At 66.9% G+C, this 16,312-nt stretch carries 12 protein-coding genes; 3 read left to right on the top strand and 9 right to left on the bottom strand.

Translation table 11 applies throughout. The features are described from left to right. Positions 1 to 8: 8 nt before the first annotated feature. On the bottom strand, positions 9 to 230 hold the full coding sequence (locus ACWZHB_RS28690) for an RNA-binding S4 domain-containing protein (RefSeq protein WP_427904878.1): 222 nt from the start codon (positions 228 to 230) through the stop codon (positions 9 to 11). Positions 231 to 343: 113 nt separating this feature from the next. Here ACWZHB_RS28690 and lysX point away from each other — a divergent pair, with 113 nt between their 5' ends. The 3 genes from lysX (at position 344) to ACWZHB_RS28675 (ending at position 4,956) form a co-directional block, all read left to right on the top strand. Then, positions 344 to 3,649, top strand: coding sequence for a bifunctional lysylphosphatidylglycerol synthetase/lysine--tRNA ligase LysX (gene lysX / locus ACWZHB_RS28685; RefSeq protein ID WP_427904877.1), 3,306 nt, complete (start codon positions 344 to 346; stop codon positions 3,647 to 3,649). A 133-nt stretch (positions 3,650 to 3,782) separates the two neighbouring features. Next, the gene (locus tag ACWZHB_RS28680; protein ID WP_427904876.1) at positions 3,783 to 4,166 is read left to right on the top strand and encodes a hypothetical protein; all 384 of its coding nucleotides are present in this window, start codon (positions 3,783 to 3,785) and stop codon (positions 4,164 to 4,166) included. A gap of 169 nt (positions 4,167 to 4,335) precedes the next feature. Beyond that, positions 4,336 to 4,956, top strand: coding sequence for a histidine phosphatase family protein (locus ACWZHB_RS28675; RefSeq protein ID WP_427904875.1), 621 nt, complete (start codon positions 4,336 to 4,338; stop codon positions 4,954 to 4,956). A 63-nt stretch (positions 4,957 to 5,019) separates the two neighbouring features. Here the strand turns inward: ACWZHB_RS28675 and ACWZHB_RS28670 are convergent, their stop codons facing one another. The 8 genes from ACWZHB_RS28670 to gltB form a co-directional block, all read right to left on the bottom strand. Next, a complete protein-coding gene (locus ACWZHB_RS28670; protein ID WP_427904874.1) occupies positions 5,020 to 5,919 on the bottom strand; it encodes a cutinase family protein in 900 nt (299 codons plus the stop codon). Between the two features lie 211 nt (positions 5,920 to 6,130). Next, positions 6,131 to 6,502 (bottom strand): hypothetical protein, encoded by a 372-nt coding sequence (locus ACWZHB_RS28665; RefSeq protein ID WP_427904873.1) that lies wholly within the window; start codon positions 6,500 to 6,502, stop codon positions 6,131 to 6,133. A gap of 10 nt (positions 6,503 to 6,512) precedes the next feature. Continuing rightward, on the bottom strand, positions 6,513 to 6,974 hold the full coding sequence (locus ACWZHB_RS28660; RefSeq protein WP_427904872.1) for a roadblock/LC7 domain-containing protein: 462 nt from the start codon (positions 6,972 to 6,974) through the stop codon (positions 6,513 to 6,515). Then, entirely contained in the window at positions 6,971 to 7,921 is a 951-nt protein-coding gene (locus ACWZHB_RS28655; RefSeq protein WP_427904871.1) for a hypothetical protein, read from the bottom strand. The genes ACWZHB_RS28660 and ACWZHB_RS28655 overlap by 4 nt, the downstream gene beginning before the upstream one ends. Further along, a complete protein-coding gene (locus ACWZHB_RS28650) occupies positions 7,918 to 8,265 on the bottom strand; it encodes a hypothetical protein (protein WP_427904870.1) in 348 nt (115 codons plus the stop codon). The genes ACWZHB_RS28655 and ACWZHB_RS28650 overlap by 4 nt, the downstream gene beginning before the upstream one ends. 510 nt (positions 8,266 to 8,775) lie before the next feature. Then, positions 8,776 to 9,402: a tetratricopeptide repeat protein gene (locus tag ACWZHB_RS28645; RefSeq protein ID WP_427904869.1), complete on the bottom strand. Its 627-nt coding sequence runs from the start codon at positions 9,400 to 9,402 to the stop codon at positions 8,776 to 8,778. 256 nt (positions 9,403 to 9,658) lie between these two features. Then, positions 9,659 to 11,131 (bottom strand): glutamate synthase subunit beta, encoded by a 1,473-nt coding sequence (locus ACWZHB_RS28640; RefSeq protein ID WP_427904868.1) that lies wholly within the window; start codon positions 11,129 to 11,131, stop codon positions 9,659 to 9,661. Between the two features lie 56 nt (positions 11,132 to 11,187). Then, entirely contained in the window at positions 11,188 to 15,855 is a 4,668-nt protein-coding gene (gene gltB, locus ACWZHB_RS28635; RefSeq protein WP_427904867.1) for a glutamate synthase large subunit, read from the bottom strand. Positions 15,856 to 16,312: the final 457 nt, after the last annotated feature.

Raw genomic sequence — 16,312 nt, 5'->3', positions numbered from 1 at the left:
TCCGAGGGTCAGCCCGCGGACACCCGTACCTTGTTCCCGGCGAGCAGAACGACATCGCCGATCTCGAGCTGCCTCCCCCGACGTAACTCCACTTCATCGTTGACGCGCACCAAACCCTGCGCGATCACGGTCTTGGCCTCGGAACCCGAATCGATCAGGTTGGCCAGTTTCAGGAATTGCCCGAGCCGGATGACAACGTCATCGATCGGCACATCAACTGGTTCCGACATGCGCTAATACTTACTCCACCGCGAGAAACCGGTCGCAACCGGCCCCGGCCGGTGACGAACACGCCGCAGCGACTCCCACCCGGATCGGGCCCGGATGGACGCACACTGGATCGGTGACTTCCACGCAGGCCGAGCAGCACCCCATCGTCGAGGACCGCACGCCGGTGCCTCATCGCGCGCACGGCAAGTTGTCCGAGGTACCGCACATCGCCGGATTGATGCTCGGCGGGTTCGCGGTGCTGTTGTTCTTGTGGAGTCTCTCGCCCAGTCTCCGGATTCTCACGCAGGTGCCACGGCATTATGTCGACACCTACTACTTCGACGCCCCCGACACCAGCCTCGTGTGGGCCTTGGTCGTCGGCCTGCTCGCCGGGGCGACCGCGGCCCGCAAGCGGATCGCCTGGTGGCTGCTGGTCGTGTATCTGCTGCTGTACGCGGTGGCGAACATCCTGGACTTCTTCGCCGATGACGATGTGGACGCGCTGGTCGCCTTCATCGTGCACGTGGTGGTGATCGGGATACTGCTTGCCGCGCGCAAGGAGTTCTACACCCGGGTTCGGCCAGGGGCGCTGTGGAAGGCGCTGGGTGTACTGGTGTCCGGGCTCGCCCTCGGCTGCCTGGTCGGCTGGGGGCTCGTCGAACTGTTCCCCGGTTCGCTGCCCGCGGGCGTGCAGCGTCCGCTGTGGTCGGTGTATCGGGTCACCGCGGCCGTGCTGGTGAACAACGAGCATTTCGACGGGCACCCGCGAGCCTGGGTGAACTTCCTGCTCGGCCTGTTCGGCGCGCTCGCGCTGCTGGCAGCGGTGGTGGTGCTGCTGCGCTCGCAACGCGCCGACAACGCGATGACCGGCCTCGACGAATCCGCCATCCGCGGGCTGCTGGCGAGCAGCGACGTGGAGGACTCGCTCGGCTACTTCGCGACCCGCCGCGACAAGGCGGTGGTGTTCGCGCCGAACGGCAAGGCCGCCATCACCTATCGGGTCGAGTTGGGTGTGTGCCTGGCCAGTGGCGATCCGATCGGCCCGAAACAGGGCTGGCCGCAGGCGATTCAGGCCTGGCTCGAGCAGGCCGACCGGTTCGGCTGGCAGCCCGCGGTGATGGGTGCGAGCGAACTCGGCGCCACCGCCTATCGCCAGGCGGGTCTGTCGGCGCTGCGACTCGGTGACGAGGCCATCCTCGACACCCGCACGTTCTCGCTGGCAGGCCCGGAGATGAAACAGGTGCGCCAGGCCGCGAACCGGCTGCGCAAGAACGGTCTCGGCGTGCGGGTGCGCAGGCACCACGACATCCCCGCCGCCGAGTTCGCCGAGATCGTCGCCCGCGCGGACGCCTGGCGCGACACCGAGACCGAGCGCGGTTTCTCGATGGCGCTCGGCCGCCTCGGCGACCCGCTCGACGGTGACTGTCTGCTGGTCGAGGCCATCGATCACGACGACCGCGTGCACGCCATGCTCTCGCTCGTCCCGTGGGGCCGCACCGGAGTCTCACTGGAATTGATGCGCCGCGACCCGCGGAGCCCGAACGGCGTGATGGAGCTGATGATCTCGCAGCTCGCCCTCACCTCGGACCAGTACGGCATCACCAAGGTGTCGCTGAACTTCGCGGTGTTCCGTTCGGTGTTCGAGGAGGGCGGCCGGATCGGCGCCGGACCGATCCTGCGGGCCTGGCGCGGTGTGCTGCTTTTCTTCTCGCGCTGGTGGCAGCTCGAGGCGCTGTACCGGTCGAATGTGAAGTACCACCCGCGCTGGGTGCCACGGTTCTTCCTGTTCGAGGAACGCAGGCAGCTGCCACGGGTCGCCACGGCGAGCGGGCTCGCCGAAGGGTTCCTGCCGCGCCTCGGCAAGGCCCCCGACGCGGCCGTCCACACCGGCACCGAGACCGCCGTCCCCGCCACGATCACCGGCCTGCACCCCGACGGCAGCGCGCCGGACGCGCCGGAGGGCACCGACGCCGAGCAGGGTCCGCGCAGGCCGGAGCAGGTGCGGGTGCGCCTGGACAAACTCGACCGGCTCACCGCGGCGGGCATCGACGCCTACCCCGTCGCCTACCCACCGACCCACGACATCGCCGAGGCCAGACGCTGCCCCAAGGGCACCACGGTGCGAATCGCGGGTCGGCTCTTGCGCATTCGCGATTACGGCGGCGTGATCTTCGTGCTGGTGCGCGATTGGTCCGGCGAGATCCAGCTGCTGATCGACCGCGAACGGGTCGGCGCCGATCGCAGCAACGAGTTCACCGAATTCTTCGACCTCGGCGATCTCATCGAGGTGAGCGGGCAGCTCGGCACCAGCCGCAACGGTGAGCTCTCGCTGCTCGCGCAGGACTGGCGGATGAACGGCAAGTGCCTGCATCCGCTGCCCGACAAGTGGCGTGGGCTGGCCGATCAGGAGGCCAAGGTCCGGCAGCGCTATGTGGACATGGCGATCAACCCCGAGACCCGCGAGGTGATGGCCAAGCGCAGCGCGGTACTGCATTCGCTGCGCGATTCGCTGCACGCCTGGGGCTTTTTCGAGGTGGAGACGCCGATCCTGCAGCAGGTACACGGCGGCGCCAACGCGACCCCGTTCCGTACCCACATCAACGCCTACGACCTCGACCTGTACCTGCGCATCGCGCCCGAGCTGTACCTGAAACGGCTGTGCGTGGGTGGCATGGAGAAGGTGTTCGAGCTCGGCCGGACCTTCCGCAACGAAGGTGTCGACTTCAGCCACAATCCCGAGTTCACGATCCTGGAAGCCTATGAGGCGCACAGCGATTACCTGCAGATGATGCACCTGTGCCGTCGGCTGATCCAGCACGCGGCGATGGCGGCCAACGGCGCCGAGGTGGCACTGCGACCCACCGCGAACGGCTTCGAGACGGTCGACATCTCCGGCGAGTGGCGGGTGAAAACCGTGCACGGCGCGGTCTCGGAAGCGATCGGCACCGAGATCACCGCGCGCACCGAGCTGGACCGGCTGCGCGAACTGTGCGACGAGGCGGGCGTGGCCTACCAACACGGTTGGGACGCAGGGCAAGTGGTGCTGGAAATGTATGAGCACCTGGTGGAAGCACAGACCACCTACCCCACCTTCTACCTCGACTTCCCCACCTCGGTCTCCCCCCTCACCCGCTCGCACCGCAGCATCGAGGGGGTGGCCGAACGCTGGGACCTGGTGGCCTGGGGCGTCGAATTGGGTACCGCCTACAGCGAACTCACCGATCCGGTGGAACAGCGGCGCCGACTCACCGAACAGTCGATGCTCGCGGCGGGCGGCGATCCGGAGGCGATGGAACTCGACGAGGACTTCCTGGCCGCGCTCGAACACGCGATGCCGCCCACCGGCGGGCTCGGCATGGGCGTGGATCGGGTGGTCATGTTGATCACCGGACGCAGCATCCGCGAGACGCTGCCGTTCCCGTTGGTGAAACCGCGATGAAAACGGGTACAGGTGTAAACGGGTCGCGACGCGTTCGCGATCAACTACTGCTCTGTGTGGCGAAACCACCGTTACTCTCGGAGTTCCGGCACCGGGAGGATGCCGGGCCACCAACACATCGGGATGGGACTTTATGTATCTGGACTTGCTGACCACGGCCGCTCTCGTCGATCCGCACTTGTTCACCAGCAGCTTCGACACCCTGGCGAGTTCGGACGCTGTCAACACCGTGACCGAACTCGCGGCGAAGAAGAAAAAGAAGAACAACTCCGGCTTGATCATCGGCGGCATCTGCTGCCTGATCGTCGTGGTGCTGATCGTGGGCGGGATCTACCTGCTCAAGAACAAGAAGAAGAACGACCAGCCGCCGTACAACGGTGGGCAGCCGCCGTTCAACGGTCCGCAGGGTGGGCAGCCGCCGTACGGCCCGCAGGGTGGGCAGCCGCCGTACGGCCCGCAGGGTGGGCAGCCGCCGTACGGCCCGCAGGGTGGACAGCCGCCCTACGGCCAGCCCTGACCTGAGCGGAGGACTCGCGGCGATACCCGGTCGATGACGAGGCATCCCGCGAGTCCTCGAACGAACATCTGTTCGCCGAGGGGCCTTTCGCGACCGGGTGTGGACGTTTCGGCTACGAGGAGATCGACCCCGAGCCGTAGTCGCCGGCGGATAGGGCAGAGTGTTGGACGTGCAGTTGATACTCGTGCGTCACGCCCAGCCCGAACGCGTTGTCGGCGACACCACCGCCGCCGACCCCGGCCTCACCGACATCGGCCGGAGCCAAGCCGACCGCGTCCCCGCCGCGCTCGCGCCCCACGACATCACCCGCATCGTCAGCAGCCCCCAGCGCCGCGCCCGCGACACCGCGCTCCCCACCGCGACCGCCCGCGACCTACCGATCGACATCGTCGACGACCTCGCCGAATACGACCGCGACCTGCCCGCCTACATCCCCATCGAGGATGCGAAAACCGATTTCGCCGAGGCCTACGCCCGCATCAAAGCAGGCCACCTCCCGCTCGAAATCGACGGCCCCGCCTTCACTCAGCGAGTACTGACCGCCATCGAAAACCTCGTGGCCACAACAGCTCCCACCGACACAGTCGTCGCCTTCGCCCACGGCGGCGTCATCAACGTCCTCCTAGCGGACATCCTCGGCCTTTCCCGTCCCCTCACCTTCCCGATCGACTACTGCTCGATCACCCGCATCCTCTACTCCCGCACCGGCACCCGCACGGCCGCCACCATCAACGAGAACGCCCACGTCTGGACCCTGTTGCCCCGGGCTCTGTCCCGGACCACGCCCTGAACCGGCCCGGACACAAAGGAACCCGGCACCGCCGAAGCGATACCGGGCCCTTCACACAGCTACTCAGGCCTGCTGAGCGATCCAGTTGTGCATCCAGGTGATGGCCGTCTGCCCGCCACCCACCGAGTAACTCCCGTACAGCGTGTGCGCCTGCGACCGGTAGAACTGCTCCAGGTCCTTGGCCCGCTTCTGGTTGGCCGCGTCCGTCAGCTGCGCCCCCAGCGTCGGGATCCCACCGAACGACATCAGGTCGTTCACAATCGCGCCTGCCTCGAGCTGGTAGCGCCAGAGATTGGCCGGATTCGCATCCGAGCTCTGCGCGAGGAAGCCCGCGAACCGCGTCACGAAGTCGTCGGTGGCGGTAGCGCAGTACAGATCGTCGACAGCGCAGATCGTGCGCGTGCGGTCGCTCAACCAACCGAACCCGCCCGGACGGGCACCACCGGCACCCGCGCCAGGCGCATACGGCCCGACCTGGATATCGGTCGGCGAACGGCGCGGATCGGAGATGAGGCCGACGGCGGCGACCCGGTCCTGCGGGATCGGGCTGATGCCGGTGCCGATCTCGGCCGCGAGATCGCCTGCGGCGTCGGCACCCTGGCTGTAGCCGACGAGCGCGGCCTTGGTGTTACCGCAGGAGGCCAGCTTTTCGCTGATCAGTCCGCGGGCGGCGTCGACCGCCTGCTTCTTGGAATTGCCGTAGACATCGCCCTCCCAGGGGAACGCGGTGGCGGCATAGGTGACGTAGTCGACGTCGGTGTTGCTCGGTAGGCCCCTGGTGACACCGGCGAGCATGCCGGGGCCAGGGGTCTTCTCGTGGCCGGTTTCCCAGGTGCCGGGAATGGCGACCACATACAGACTCGGGCAGGCGGGCGCCGCGCTGGCGCTCGAGCTGCCGACAACAATTCCGGACATCATCGCCGCGGACGCTCCCAGAGCCGCGACAACCTTCTTCAACTGCATACCGCTCCAGTTCACCCTTGCTCGTCGTTAGGAGAGCAACCCCGAATACTGACGTTGTGGCCCCAGACCTCGCCGCGAATCACAATAGGCGTCCGAGCCGTCCCGTGCCACATGACCTCTCGATCCGGTGACTGGTCGCACAGCATCCGCGCACTGGAGAGCTGGGATGTCGGCGGCGCGTCACCGCCGACACACCCCCCGTTCGCGAAACTCACACCTCCAGGTCTTCTTCGATGCCCTTGAGCTTGTGCCGCGCCAGCGCCAGATTGGCCCGGCCGCGATCGAGCGCCAGGTACAGGAACAGCCCCTTGGACTTGCGGCCCGTCATCGGGCGGATCAGGTGATACTGCGAGCCCAGTGTGATCAGGATGTCCTCGATCTCCTCGTTGAGGCCGAGCTGCTCGATGGTGCGCATCTTCGCCCGCACCACCTCGGTGTTGCCCGCCGCGGCGACCTGCAGGTCCAGTGCTTTGGTGCTGCTGAGCATCCCGAGCGCCATGCCACTGCTGTAGTCGACGATCGCGGCGCCGACCGCGCCGTCGATCACCATCATGTCCTTGAGAGCCAGATCCATATTCGACATGTTGTGCCTTTCAATCGTTGTGCGCCGCCGCCAGCTGTTCGGCGATGGCACGAGCTACCGGTCGCGACTCCAGGTGGAGCCGACCGACATTCACTTCGGGTCCCGCGAGCACGGTCAGCGAGGTGTAACCGGCGGCGTAGATCACCACCTGCCCCTCGGTGCCGTGCACGACGACCTCGCTGAACCCGCCGCCGTGCGCGGTGTTCGCCAGTCGATACGACAACGACAACTGCGCGGCCGACAGCGCGGCCATGCCCGCGGGTTCGATCTGTGGGGGGAGGTCGTGTTCGATGAGCAGTCCGTCGCTGGACGCCACGAGCGAGCCGATGAGCTGAGGTAGTCGCTCGCGCAACGCCTTCAGCTCGGCCAGCACCTCCGGATAGTGTTGCGCCGCCCTCGGTTCGGGCGCGGTCATCGCCGGCTTGGTCAACCTTCCCCTCCATTCACCGAGCAGCTTCTTCCGCACGGTCACGCAAGCTCCTCCAACGCCGCCCTGAGCCGGATGAGTGTTTCGCGGTCCACCTGTTGCCAGCGGTCGGGTTCGTAGGCGCTGGCGTGGGTTCCGCGGTAGTGGGCGGTCGCGGTCGCTTCCTCGTCGATCGCGTGCCTGCCCGGTTGTTCGCCCGATCCCCGGCGATGGGAACCGGCCGGTCCCGCGTTACCGGACGGGATCCGTCGCGGTAGCGCGGGCACGTGTGTGGGGGTCTCGCCTTGCGGTTCCGGTGCGAGCGCGAGATGTCGACCGGCACGCTGCGCGGGTTCTGCCGCGATGACGGGTTCCGCCGCGATGACGGGTTCCGGCGGCTCCAGCAAGCCTGCCGCGGTGAGCTCGCACACGGCGACGAGGCAGCCGTAGGTGGTGCGGCCCAGGTCGCGGGCGATGTCGGCGATGCTGCGGCGGGTGTCGGCGGCGGCGAGGATCTCGGCCTGACTTCCGGTGAGTACCACCTGGTTTCGCTTGATGCGGCGCGCGGGCACCACCGGGACCGTGGTGACGAGGTCGGCCGACCACGGTCCGTGCTCGTTGCCGGTGCGGCGTTCGCATTCGTGAACAAGCGCGCGAGGGGCGATGTGGCAGACCGGGGCCAGCCAATGTTCGGGCGCGGGGCGGAATTCCGGCTCACCCGGCGGGGAGGTCAGCAAAAAGTAGGCAGCGTCGAAAACCGACAGCAGTGCGAGGGTTTCCAGTTGCGGTTGATCCAGCAGCTCACCCGGGTCGCCCGCGCCCGCGCGACGCCAATCCTCCGCCGTTGCTACACCCGCTTCGACCACCAGCCGGTCGAGTCCGATGGTGCGCCGGCAGCCGACCGACGCGATAGTGCCTCGGACCAAGTGGAATTCACCGTCACCGGCGCGCAATACGCCGGTCGAGCCCTCTTCGCCGAGCCGATGCAAGGTATCGGCGAGCGCGGCACTCATCTGCCCCCGCCCGTCAATTCTGCCAATGCCGACCGGAGTTGGTAGCGCGCCATCCCGAGATTGCCTGTCCCGCTGTCGAAGACGACGTGCACGAACAGCCGGCCGTCGAAATCGCCGTCGACCAGTTGTAGGAGGTGAAATCCGCTGGTCCGGCACACCACGATCTCGGTGAGGTCGTCGTCGGCGCTCCCCAGCGCCTGGCATCGGAGTGCCGCCCGCACCACATCCGTGGTCCCCGCCGCGTCCTCGTGCTCGTCGATGCCCTTGTGCTCGCCCGCACTGGCGACAGCCAAGCCGCTCGCCCCGTCCACCAGCGTCACACTGCGCGCCCCGGGGATATCCATGATGCGTTTCAAACACCCATCAAGAGAATTCACCGCGCCCCCGAACCGCTATCGACTATCGAACGAAAAGAGACGCTATACCTCCCCGCTATTCTTCGCATCTCGAACGCCGGAAAATTGCTGCCGCACAATATGTTTGCTGATGGTTGCTGGAAAACCACTCGGTATCACTACTTTTGGGTAACTTCGACGCTCGTTCGCTACGTCCCGCTATAACCGGTGATCACTCGCCTGTTTCACCCGCCAGCGATCTTCGCGCGAATATCGAATCCACCTACTTCGCAGACCTCGCAGTGTGTTTGGAGCGCTGGCGCGCTCGAGCGGGGCCCCTGGTGGCCCCGATCTTCCCTCCCTCCGGGTACTCCTTCGTCGCACCCTCCGGTCAGTCCAGATCGGGGCGGGCCCCTTTGGGTAGAGACATCCCAGGGATACCCGGCCCAGGCTGTGTGCACGGGTGGCGACATGCGTCTTTCCGGGGAACGTGGCCCGCAGAGAGGTTCGGCGGGTCGGTCAGCCGGCGGCGCGGCGGTACCAGGTTTCCGCTTCGCGGTGGGCGCCTAGGGATTCCAGGAGGGCGGCCAGGTTTGCCATGGCACGCGGGTGGCCGAGGTCGGCGGCGCGGCGGAAGCAGCGGCGGGCCTCGGTGGTGGCGCCGCGGCGGCGCAGCAGGATGCCCAGGTTGTTGACGGCGTCGATGTCGCCGTGGTCGGCGGCCTCGCCGTACCAGGCCTCGGCGTCGTCGAGGCGGTGATGATCCTCGAAGAGGCGGGCGAGGTTGTACATCGCGTCGACGTGGCCTGCCATCGCGGCGTGGTGGTACCAGGTTTCGGCGTCGCGGCGGTCACCGCACTGGTAGAGCATGGTGGCCAGATTGAACATGGCGTTGGCATTGCCCGCGGCGGCCGCACGGCGGTACCAGGATTCGGCCTCGTCGAGTTCACCGAACTGATCGAGCAGCACAGCCAGGTTGTTCATCGAGCGCGTATGCCCCGCGGCGGCGGCGCGCCGGAACCAGTGCTCGGCGGCCTCGAAATCGCTGTGGTCATGGTAGAAGTGGGCGAGATTGTGCATGGCGGTACCGTCACCACGCTCTGCGGCGCGGCGCAGGTTCGCCAACGCTTCCGGCGGCAACGGCACAGCTCCCCCTCGGATCTTCCCGTACACCTCGACACGGAAAGTCTATGTGCTGCACCGTAGATCGGCCACGTCGTTTGCCGACCTACCGAACCCCTTGCACCCCTTCCCCGTTCACCCCCTACGCACATTCCCCGCAAACCCGCAGGTATCCGGCAACGCGTACGGATCCGCCACCGTAACCACCTCGTGTGGGGGGAATGACAAAAAAGAACGCCCGCAGGCTCGAAAGCCTGCGGGCGTCTTGGTGCTTCAGCGGTCAGCGCTGGGCGACAGCCGTCGGGGGGATCGGCGCGGGGAGCGCGGTCTCGCCCTCGAGGTACTTGTCGACGGCCGACGCGGCGGCGCGGCCCTCGGCGATGGCCCAGACGATGAGCGACTGGCCGCGACCCATGTCACCGGCGACGAAGACGCCGGGGATGTTGGTGGCCCAGCTCTTGTCGCGCTGGACGTTGCCGCGACCGTCGTAGCCGACGCCGAGATCGGTGAGCAGACCCGGCTTCTGGGGGCCGACGAAGCCCATGGCCAGCAGGACCAGGTCGGCTTCGAGGGTGAAGTCGGTGCCTTCGACCTTTTCGAAGCGCCCGTTGGCCATCTTGACCTCGTGCGCGTCGAGACCGGTGACCTTGCCGTCCTTGCCGACGAAACGCTCGGTGTTCACCGAGAACAGACGTTCGCCGCCCTCTTCGTGTGCCGAGGCGACCCGGTACATCAGGGGGTAGGTCGGCCACGGGGTCGAGCCCGCGCGCTCCTCGGGGGGACGCGGCATGATCTCGAACTGGTGGACCGACTCGGCGCCGTGGCGGTGCGAGGTACCGAGGCAGTCGGCGCCGGTGTCGCCACCGCCGATGATGATGACCTTCTTGCCCTTGGCGTGGATCGGCGGCAGGCCGTCGGAGTCGGCGATGTCGTCACCGAGCTGCACCCGGTTGGACAGCGGCAGGAACTCCATCGCCTGGTGGATGCCGTCGAGCTCGCGGCCGGGGATCGGCAGGTCGCGGGCGATGGTGGCGCCACCGGCGAGCACGATCGCGTCGAAACGCTCACGCAGCTGCTCGGCGGTGATGTCGACACCCACGTTGACGCCAGCCTTGAAAATGGTGCCTTCGGCTTCCATCTGGGCCAGACGACGGTCGATGACCGACTTCTCCATCTTGAATTCCGGGATGCCGTAGCGCATCAGGCCGCCGATGCGGTCGTCACGCTCGAACACGGTCACGGTGTGACCGGCGCGAGTCAGCTGCTGGGCGGCGGCCAGACCGGCCGGACCCGAGCCGACGACGGCGATCTTCTTGCCGGTGAGACGGGTCGGGTACACCGGGGTGACCCAGCCCTCGTCGAAGGCGTTCTCGATGAGCTCGACCTCGACCTGCTTGATCGTGACCGGCTCCTGGTTGATGCCGAGCACGCAGGACGCCTCACACGGAGCCGGGCACAGGCGGCCGGTGAACTCCGGGAAGTTGTTGGTGGCGTGCAGGCGGTCGATGCCTTCGCGCCACGCGCCCTTGTAGACCAGGTCGTTCCATTCGGGAATCAGGTTCCCGAGCGGACAGCCCTGGTGGCAGAAGGGAATTCCGCAGTCCATGCAGCGGCTGGCCTGGGTCTTCAAGGTGTCCTGGGAGAACTTCTTCTCCTCGTAGACCTCTTTCCAGTCGAGCAGACGCAGCTCGACCGGGCGACGGGCCGGGGTTTCCCTCGAGGTGTGCTTCAAAAATCCCTGTGGGTCAGCCACGTGCCGCCCCCGAAGAATCACTGTGCGGTGTCGACATCATCTTTAGAACTCCTTGACTAACCACGAGCCGCCTCCATGATCGCGGTATCGACATCCTTGCCGGCCTTTTCGGCCTCGGAGATCGCGAGTAGAACCTTCTTGTATTCGCGGGGCATGACCTTCACGAAGTGGTTCACCTGCTGGGACCAATCGCTCAGGATGCGTTCGGCCACAGCCGATCCCGTTTCGTCACGGTGGGTGGCGATGATGTCGCGCAGCCAGGTGAAGTCGTCACCGGAGAGCTGCTCGATCGCGTCGACCTGATCCGGGTTGACCCGGCCGGGCAGCTTGCCCTCGGGGTCGTAGAAGTAGGCGACACCGCCCGACATTCCGGCACCGAGGTTGCGGCCGGTCTCACCGAGGATGACCACGCGGCCACCGGTCATGTACTCGAGCGCGTGGTCGCCCACACCCTCGACGACCGCGGTGGCACCGGAGTTGCGCACACCGAAGCGCTCGCCCGCGACACCGTTGATCAGGATGCGACCGCTGGTGGCGCCGAACATGATCACGTTGCCCGCGATGATGTTGTCTTCGGCGACAAAGGCTTCCGGCGCGGTAGCCGACGGGCGGACCACGATGTGGCCACCCGACAGACCCTTGCCGACGTAGTCGTTGGCGTCGCCGAAGACCCGCAGCGTGATGCCGGCCGGGACGAACGCGCCGAAGCTGTTGCCCGCCGAACCGGTGAAGGTGATGTCGATGGTGTCGTCGGGCAGGCCCGCGCCACCGTAGAGCTTGGTCACCTCGTGGCCGAGCATGGTGCCGACCGTGCGGTTCACGTTGGTGATCTTGGTGTCGATCTTCACCGCCTGGCCACGCTCGAGCGCGGGGGCGCTCTGCGCGATCAGCTCGTTGTCCAGCGCCTTGTCCAGACCGTGGTCCTGGGTGCCGGTGCAGCGGGTGTTCTGGTTCATGAACGCCGTCTCCGGCATGTCCAGAATCGGCGACAGGTCCAGCTTGGCGGCCTTGAAGTGCTGCTTGGCCTTGGCGGTGTCGAGCAGGTCGACCCGGCCGACGGCCTCGTCGAGGGTGCGGAAGCCCAGCTCGGCGAGCAGCTCACGCACCTCCTCGGCGATGAACATCATGAAGTTCTCGACGAATTCCGGCTTGCCGGTGAAGCGCTCGCGCAGAACGGGGTTCTGGGTGGCGATGCCGACCGGGCAGGTGTCGAGGTGACACACGCGCATCATGACGCAACCCGAGACCACCAGGGGCGCGGTCGCGAAACCGAACTCCTCTGCGCCGAGCAGGGCGGCGATCATCACGTCGCGACCGGTCTTCATCTGACCGTCGACCTGGACCACGATGCGGTCACGCAGACCGTTGAGCAGCAGCGTCTGCTGGGTCTCGGCCAGGCCGAGCTCCCAGGGACCACCGGCGTGCTTGAGCGAGGTCAACGGCGAAGCGCCGGTGCCGCCGTCGTGGCCGGAGATGAGCACCACGTCGGCGTGTGCCTTGGACACACCGGTGGCGACGGTGCCGACACCCGGCTCCGCGACAAGTTTCACGTGAATCCGAGCCTGCGGGTTCGCGTTCTTCAGGTCGTGGATCAGCTGCGCCAGATCCTCGATCGAGTAGATGTCGTGGTGCGGCGGCGGGGAAATGAGACCCACACCCGGCGTGGAGTGCCGCACCTCGGCGACCCACGGGTACACCTTGTGCGCGGGCAGCTGGCCGCCCTCGCCCGGCTTGGCGCCCTGGGCCATCTTGATCTGGATGTCGGTGGCGTTGGTCAGGTAGTGCGCGGTGACGCCGAAGCGGCCCGACGCGACCTGCTTGATCGCCGACCGGCGCCAGTCGCCGTTGTCCTCGACCTCGAAGCGAGCGGGGCTCTCGCCGCCCTCACCGGAGTTGGAGCGGGCACCGATGCGGTTCATCGCGATCGCGAGGGTCTCGTGCGCTTCGGCGGAGATGGAGCCGTAGCTCATCGCACCGGTCGAGAAACGCTTCACGATCTCGCTGGCGGGCTCGACCTCGTCGATGGAGATCGAGGCGCGCTGGTTCGACTTGAACTTGAACAGGCCACGCAGCGCGGCAAGGCGCTCGGACTGATCGTCGACCAGCTTGGTGTACTCCTTGAAGATCGAGTACTGGCCGGTGCGGGTCGCGTGCTGCAGCTTGAACACCGTGTCCGGGTTGAACAGGTGGTACTCGCCCTCACGACGCCACTGGTACTCGCCGCCGACCTCGAGCTCGCGGTGCGCGCGCTCGTTGCGGTTCTCCAGGAACGCGACGCGGTGGCGCACGGCCACCTCTTCGGCGATCTCGTCGAGGCCGATGCCGCCCAGCGGGGAGCGCAGGCCGGTGAAGTACTCGTCGACCAGGTCCTGACCGAGGCCGATGACCTGGTACAGCTGGGCGCCGTTGTAGGAGGCGAGGGTGGAGATGCCCATCTTCGACATCACCTTGAGCACGCCGTTGCTGCCCGCGGTGCAGTAGTTCGCGACGGCCTTGCGGAAGTCGGCGGTGTGGTCGCCGGTCGAGCCGGGCATCTGCAGCGAGCCGCGCTCGAGCATGTCCTCGATGGTCTCGAAGGCCATGTACGGGTTGATCGCGGCGGCGCCGAAACCGATCAGCAGGGCCATGTGGTGCACCTCGCGGGCGTCACCGGCCTCAACGACCAGGCCGACCATGGTGCGGGTCCGCTCGCGCACCAGGTGGTGGTGCACCGAGGAGGTGAGCAGCAGCGACGGGATCGGCGCCAGCTTCTCGTTCGACTCGCGGTCCGAGAGCACGATGATGCGCGCGCCACCGTCGATGGCGGCCGAGACCTGGGTGTTGATGGCCGCGAGTGCCTTGCGCAGACCCTCGCCGCCCTCGGCGACCGGGTACAGACCACGCACGACCACCGAGCGCAGGCCCGGCTGGCTGCCGTCGTCGTTGATGTGGACGAGCTTGCCCAGCTCGTCGTTGTCCAGGATCGGCTGTTCGAGCGCGATCTGGCGACAGGAGTCGGGGCCGGGGTGCAGCAGGTCGGCCTCGGGGCCGATGTTGCGCTTGAGGCTGGTGACGACCTTCTCGCGGATGGCGTCGAGCGGCGGGTTGGTGACCTGCGCGAACAGCTGCGAGAAGTAGTCGAACAGCAGACGCGACCGGTTCGACAGCACCGCGATCGGCGTATCGGTACCCATCGAGCCCAGTGCCTCGCCGCCGGTCTTGGCCATCGGCGTGATCAGCAGGTTCAGGTCCTCGGTGGTGTAACCGAAGATCTGCTGACGGATCAGCACGCGGTCGTGCGACATGTGCACGTGCGGGCGGTCGGGCAGGTCGGCCATGCGGCTGACGCCCTCGTCGAGCCACTGCTGGTACGGCTGCGCCGCGGCCAGCTCCGACTTGACCTCTTCGTCGGTGACGATGCGGCCCTGCTCGGTGTCGACCAGGAACATCTTGCCCGGCTGCAGGCGGATCTTCTGGACCACGGTGGCGGGGTCGATGTCGAGCACGCCGACCTCGGAGGCCAGCACGACGAGACCGTCCTCGGTGACCCAGATGCGACCGGGGCGCAGACCGTTGCGGTCGAGCACGGCGCCGATCTTGGTGCCGTCGGAGAAGCACACCGCCGCCGGGCCGTCCCACGGCTCCATCAGCATCGAGTGGTACTCGTAGAACGCGCGCCGCTCGGGGTCGAGGTTCTCGTTACGCTCCCACGCCTCGGGGATCATCATCATGATGGCGTGGTGCAGTTCGCGACCGCCGAGGTGCAGCAGTTCGAGCACCTCGTCGAAGCGCGCGGTGTCGGAGGCGCCGGGGGTGCAGACCGGGAAGATCTTCTGCAGCCGGTCCTTGCCCGCCTCGTCCTTGCCGAACACGTCGCTGCGCAGCAGCGCCTCACGGGCGCGCATCCAGTTCTCGTTACCGGTGACGGTGTTGATCTCACCGTTGTGGGCCACCCGGCGGAACGGGTGCGCCAGCGGCCACGAGGGGAAGGTGTTGGTGGAGAAGCGCGAGTGCACGATGCCGATGGCCGACTCGACGCGCTCGTCCTGCAGGTCCAGGTAGAACGCACGCAGCTGGGGCGTGGTGAACATGCCCTTGTAGATGAAGGTCTGGCCGGACAGGCTCGGGAAGTACACCGATTCCTTGCCGACGGTGCCCTCACCGGGGCCGGACTTGCCGAGCTCGTGCTCGATCCGCTTGCGGATCACGTAGGCGCGGCGCTCCAGGTCCATGCCCGACAGCTCCTCGTCGGAGTTCTTCGGCGAACCGATGAAGATCTGCCGGAACGTCGGCATGGCGTCGCGGGCCAGCGCGCCGAGCGAGGACTCGTCGATCGGCACCTCGCGCCAGCCGAGCACGGCCAGGCCCTCTTCGGTGACGATCTTCTCGACGCCGTAGGCGGCACGCGCGGCTTCGCGACGGGCCTGCGGCAGGAAGGCGATACCGGAGGCGTAGGAGCCCTCCGGCGGCAACTCGAAGGGAGCGGCACTTTCGGCGATGATCGCGCGGAAGAACTTGTCCGGGAGCTGGATCAGGACGCCCGCGCCGTCGCCGGAGTTCGGCTCGGCACCCGCAGCACCGCGGTGCTCCAGGTTCAGGAGGGCCGTGATGGCCTTGTCGACGATGTCTCGACTGCGTCGTCCATGCATGTCGGCTACGAACGCGACGCCGCAAGCGTCGTGCTCGAAAGCCGGATCGTAGAGCCCGGTGACTCCGGGTGACCTGTGGCCAGGAAGTTGCGTCATGCCTCTGCCTTCAAGAAAGTCGGCTGTCGATGTCGGCCACCCAGCAAGCTGAGCGTGGGCCCTTCGTCGTTTCGCCTCCGTCAAGACTGCGTCCGTACGATCCGAAACCAGCGACGGTGGTGGTTTGCGGCGTTGACGTAGTTGGGGTGCTCAGAGGTAACGGGATGCTTACTTCTCCCTTACCTCTGCGCGGGGTTTCACCCGCTACTCTTGGCCCGGTTTCACCGGACCTCGAACAGGTGGTTGGCCGAACATGGGTGCGTTCGGCGTAAGAGCAAACGATAAGTCAGACCGCAGACCCAACCAACTAAGGTTGTGCTAAGTAACCCGTCTAGCTGGGGTTTGTAACGGCCGCTTGCATCGTCGCGCGCGTCGTCCAGTGTAAAGCAGACCGGGGACCGGATCGATCCCGGACAACCCACGTCTACCTGCGTGAACACTGTCGACGAACAGACTC

The sequence above is a fragment of the Nocardia sp. FBN12 genome, assembly GCF_054031145.1.
This window is presented reverse-complemented; position numbering and strand designations above follow the sequence as displayed.